This window comes from Pararhodospirillum oryzae, assembly GCF_007992075.1.
In the GTDB taxonomy this organism is placed as follows: domain Bacteria; phylum Pseudomonadota; class Alphaproteobacteria; order Rhodospirillales; family Rhodospirillaceae; genus Pararhodospirillum; species Pararhodospirillum oryzae.
On sequence record NZ_BJZO01000147.1, the window covers coordinates 1 to 4,409 of the forward strand.

General features: G+C 65.6%; 4 protein-coding genes. 2 read left to right on the forward strand and 2 right to left on the reverse strand.

The window, feature by feature from the left end; genetic code table 11:
- Positions 1 to 761 (reverse strand): precorrin-4 C(11)-methyltransferase (cobM, locus tag ROR02_RS15995; RefSeq protein WP_147165047.1); only part of this gene is annotated, 761 nt, incomplete at its 3' end.
- A gap of 13 nt (positions 762 to 774) precedes the next feature.
- Positions 775 to 1,197, reverse strand: a complete 423-nt coding sequence (locus ROR02_RS16000) for a cobalamin biosynthesis protein (protein WP_147165048.1) — start codon at positions 1,195 to 1,197, stop codon at positions 775 to 777.
- A gap of 379 nt (positions 1,198 to 1,576) precedes the next feature.
- Between ROR02_RS16000 and cbiB the strand changes: the two genes are divergently transcribed.
- Both cbiB and ROR02_RS16010 read left to right on the forward strand, forming a co-directional pair.
- On the forward strand, positions 1,577 to 2,551 hold the full coding sequence (gene cbiB / locus ROR02_RS16005) for an adenosylcobinamide-phosphate synthase CbiB (protein WP_147165049.1): 975 nt from the start codon (positions 1,577 to 1,579) through the stop codon (positions 2,549 to 2,551).
- A 747-nt stretch (positions 2,552 to 3,298) separates the two neighbouring features.
- Positions 3,299 to 4,409 (forward strand): cache domain-containing protein (locus ROR02_RS16010; RefSeq protein WP_147165050.1); only part of this gene is annotated, 1,111 nt, incomplete at its 3' end.

A 4,409-nucleotide genomic window follows, 5' to 3' on the forward strand; every position in this document is an offset into this window, starting at 1 on the left:
CGGCCCGGGGGCGGGGCGGGGGCGCGCTCGCGGTCGGCGGCGTACAGGTGGCTTTCGGCGAAGCAGGGCAGGGCCAGGGACGGGCCGACCAGGATCAAGGCCGTGCGGATCAGGCCGGCGGCCTCGACCTTGGCCTGGATATCCGACAAGGTCCCCCGCAAGACCAGCTCGTCGGGCCAGGTGGCCCGGAACACCACCGCCACCGGACATTCGGCGCCATACAGCGGGGTCAGGGTGTCGACCACGTGGGTCATGTTGCCGATCGACAGGTGCAAGACCAAGGTGGCGCCGCTCTGGCCCAGGATCTCCAGGCTTTCGCGCGGCGGCAGGGCGGTGGAGCACTGGGCGGTGCGGGTGAGGATGACGGTCTGCGCCACCTCGGGCAAGGTCAGTTCCTGGCCCAGCAGGGCGGCGGCGGCGGCGAACGAGGGAACCCCCGGGCAGATGTCGTAGGGAATGCCCCGCGCCTGCAACCGGCGGATCTGCTCGGCCATGGCGCTGTACACGCTGGGGTCGCCCGAATGCAGGCGGGCCACGTCGTGACCCTGGGCGTGGGCCTCGGCCAGCAGGTCGATGATCTGATCAAGGGTCAGGCTGGTGGTGTCGACGATCCGGGCGTCGGCCGGGGCCTCGGCGATGACCTCGCGCGGGATCAGGCTGCCGGCATACAGCAAGACCGGGCAGGCGCGGATCAGGCGCTGGGCGCGCAGGGTCAACAGGTCGGGGGCGCCCGGGCCGGCGCCGATGAAATGCACGGTCATCTCTTGTCCTTGCTCAAGGGCCGTGGGAAGGGGAGGTGGCCACGGCGCAGGTGGCGCGCGCGTCGGCGCGGCGCGGAATCAACAGGCGGGCCCGCGAGCCCAGGGCGCACAGGGCGGCGGCCTCGGCCACGCTGGCGCAGCCCACCGTCTGGCGCGTTTTCTCCGACACGGTGCGCAGGCGCTCGGGCGCCACCGCGTTCAGGGTCTCGGGCGAAAAACCCCGCACCGGCACGCCGCCCAGGGCCCGCGCCAACCCCTGAACCGCCGGATGAGGCACCCGCCGGTCAAGGGTCGCGATGCAGGCAATCCGGTCGAGGGGCACGGCCGCCTCGGCCAGGGTGGCGCGCACCAGGGCGGCCAGGGTCTCGGGGGAACAGGAGCTTGAACACCCCACCCCGACCGACATCCCCGGGCGACGCACCATTGTTTCGGGCATGGAGGCTTTTCCCGCGCAAGACAAACGCCAATCATAAGGCCCCCGGGCCCCGACGCAAGGGGGGCGGGGCTGGGCAACGGGTGAAGCCCTGGATGCCCTCGGAAAAGGGCTCCCCCACGCCGCGACGGCGGCGCGCGGCTTGTGCCGCGAGAGCCAGGCGCACGGAGTGCGTGCCCGGCGTTTGAGGGCGCCGCAAGGATTCCAGGTTTTTCGTTATTGTTCCGGTATCGTATTTATTGCGTATCCGGCTTGATCGGCTCCCGGGAGCCTGTCGAGCGTTGAACGGGAAAGACACATGCAGTTTTGTCGGCTCGTCATCGTAACGGTGCCCTGCTATCATCCTTTATTGTTCCCGTGGTTGTTGGTACTCATTAAAAAAATGATGCAAGGGTTGGATCCGCTGGTGCTGCTGGCGCTGGCGCTGGGGCTTGATGCCCTGGTTGGGGAAATGGGGGCGGTGTTTCGCCACGTGCGCCACCCCGTGGTGCTGATGGGGCAGGCCATCGCGGTTTTGGACCAGGCCTTGAACCGGCCCGGCGCTTCGTCGCGGGTCCGTCGGGCCTGGGGGGTGGGGGTGGTCGTGCTGCTGGTGGGCGGCTGCTGGACCATTGGGGAACTTGTGCACGGGCTGAGTACCGTGGTGCCCCTGGGCTGGGGGATCGAGCTGTTCTTGGTGGCCACCCTTCTGGCGCAACGCAGCCTTCACGATCATGTCCTGGCCGTGGCCAAGGCGTTGGAGACCGGGGGGCTGCCGGCCGGCCGGCGGGCGGTGGCGGCCCTGGTCAGCCGCGATCCGGAGGCCCTGGACGAGGGGGCGGTGGCGCGCGCCGCCATTGAAAGCCTGGCGGAGAACTTTGGCGACGCGGTGGTGGCCCCGGTGTTCTGGTACGCGCTTCTTGGCCTGCCGGGGGTGCTGGCCTTCAAGATGGTGAGCACCCTTGACAGCATGATCGGCTACCGGACCGAGACCTATCGGGATTTCGGATGGGCGGCCGCCCGTCTGGATGATCTGGCCAACCTGATTCCGGCGCGCCTGGCCGGGATTTTGCTGGTCGGCGCGGGGTGGGGTCTGCGGGGGGGCTCGGTCGGACGGGGCTGGCGGGTGATGGGTCGCGATCATGGCCATCATCGATCCCCCAACGCCGGCTGGCCCGAGGCGGCCATGGCGGGAGTCCTGGGGGTGCGCCTGTCGGGGCCGCGCGTGTACCCGGGCCAGCCACCCCGGCAAGACCCCTGGGTGGGAGAGGGCCCCTTCGCCCTGACGCCCTCCGATATCCGCCGCGCGCTGACGGTATTCTGGCGGGCCTGTCTGCTTCAAGGAGCGGCCCTGATCGGCCTGGCGGCGCTGACCTGAAGGGTGTCCGCGTCGATATGAGCCGGACAGACGCTACGGCGTCGTCCGGTCAAAAAGGATCAACAAACACGCTCCAGGTTTTTGATCTGTTGCATGTTCGGGGCGCCGAAATGGCCCCGGTTCTTGCTGAAAATATTCTGGGGCTCATCAGATTGGGGTGGAATTGGGCGGATTCCTGATCGTTTTGTTTGAGTTTGTTTTTTCGGGGGAAGCGGTCTTCATTTTTCCCTGACAGACTGTCGGAGCGAGACCAGAAAAATCGAGCATGACAACAAAATATAAAGATCCGTGCCCGAATTTGAATCAATCCACGATTCGCTTGGAGTGAGTCCACGAAAATTTGATATCGCTTTTTGAAGAGGAAAGGTGAGGAAAAGAACCTGAAGGCGGTTTTCGTCCCTATGAAAAAGAAAGCATCCGGGGGCGGGTCGATCAAAGTTGATCAAAGGGTATACTCTATGGATGTTTTTCATTATTGAATCGACGAAATGTTATTCGTTTCGATGTAAACGGCTTCGTGGCCCCGGGTACAGGCAAGGAATCCGGCGGCAACGGTATACCCCCCTGTTCTTTTGACCATTGGGAAGCTGGGGGTGGAAAAACGGGCACAGACTCGGGCGCCGGGGAACGGAGGGCTTGGTGGGGTTGGGAGGAAAGGGACGACATAAAAAAACACGAAATCTTTCCATGGCACGAAGCGTGCCGGGGAAGGCGGCGGGTACGACAAGAGGCGAGGAGTAAGAGGAAATGGCAAGGTCCCTGCCGCTGGCGGTCCGGATCAGCCTGCCGGTTCTGATCATGGCCGCTGGCCTGTTCGTGACGGTGGCTGCTGGTTTGTGGATGCAAAGTGTTAACATGGTCCGCGAGCGCAAGATCCTGCTCGAAGAACATGTGACCGCGGCCACGAGTTTGGCCACCCTTTATCAGACCCGGGTGACCAACGGCACCTTGAGCACCGAGGCCGCGCAGGCAGAAATGCAAGCCGTGATGCGCGCTCAGTCCTTTGGTGAAGGCAATTACGTATTTGTTCTCGATCAATCCGGCCGCATGCTCGTCAACCGGGGCGCTCCCCAGGTCGAGGGCAAGGATTTCAGTCTTTCTCCGGACGCGCATGGCTTCTTGTTCGTGCAGGAGATGATGAACGTGGCGCGAACCCAGGGCGGTGGATTCGTGCGCTACATGTGGCCCCATGCCGGGCAGGACAAACCCGTGCCCAAGCTGACCTACGTTCACGCCTTCGCGCCGTGGGGATGGGTGATCGGCACCGGCGTTTACATGGATGATCTGGACGCCATGATGTGGCGCCAGGGTCTGACGCTGGCCGGGGTGGCCTTGCTGATCTTGCTGGTTGCCGGCGCGGTGGCCTTCGTGGCGACAAGGGGCGTGACGCGGCCTCTGGACGGCATGAAACGGGCGATGGTCTTGCTGTCCCGGGGGGATCTGGACGTTTCCCTGAACGGTGAGGAGCGGGGCGACGAACTGGGCGAAATGGCCCGCGCCCTGGCCGTGTTCCGCGACAACGCCCGCGCCAACCGCCGCTTGGAGGAGGAGGCACGGGCCACGGCCGAGCGTCAGGTGGTGGAACGCCGCGAAGCCCGCCAGGCGCTGGCCGACTCCTTCGAGGCCGAAATCGGCGAGATTCTGACCGGGCTGTCGGTGGCCGCCGAGCAGCTCGACCGCACCGCGCAGGCGATGACCGAAACGGCCCGCGTGTCGCTGGAACAGGCCCGCGACGTGCGCGACGCCCTTGCTCAAACCACGGGCAATGTGCAGTCGGTGGCCAGTGCCGCCGAGGAAATGTCGGCCTCGGTGGGCGAAATCTCGGGGCAGGTGCATCGCTCCACCGATGTGGTGGGGA

Bases quoted from the DNA above. Each gene is read 5' to 3' on its own strand.
- cbiB (WP_147165049.1), top strand. From the start codon at position 1,577: ATGATGCAAGGGTTGGATCCGCTGGTGCTGCTGGCGCTGGCGCTGGGG.
- ROR02_RS16000 (WP_147165048.1), bottom strand. From the start codon at position 1,197: ATGCCCGAAACAATGGTGCGTCGCCCGGGGATGTCGGTCGGGGTGGGG.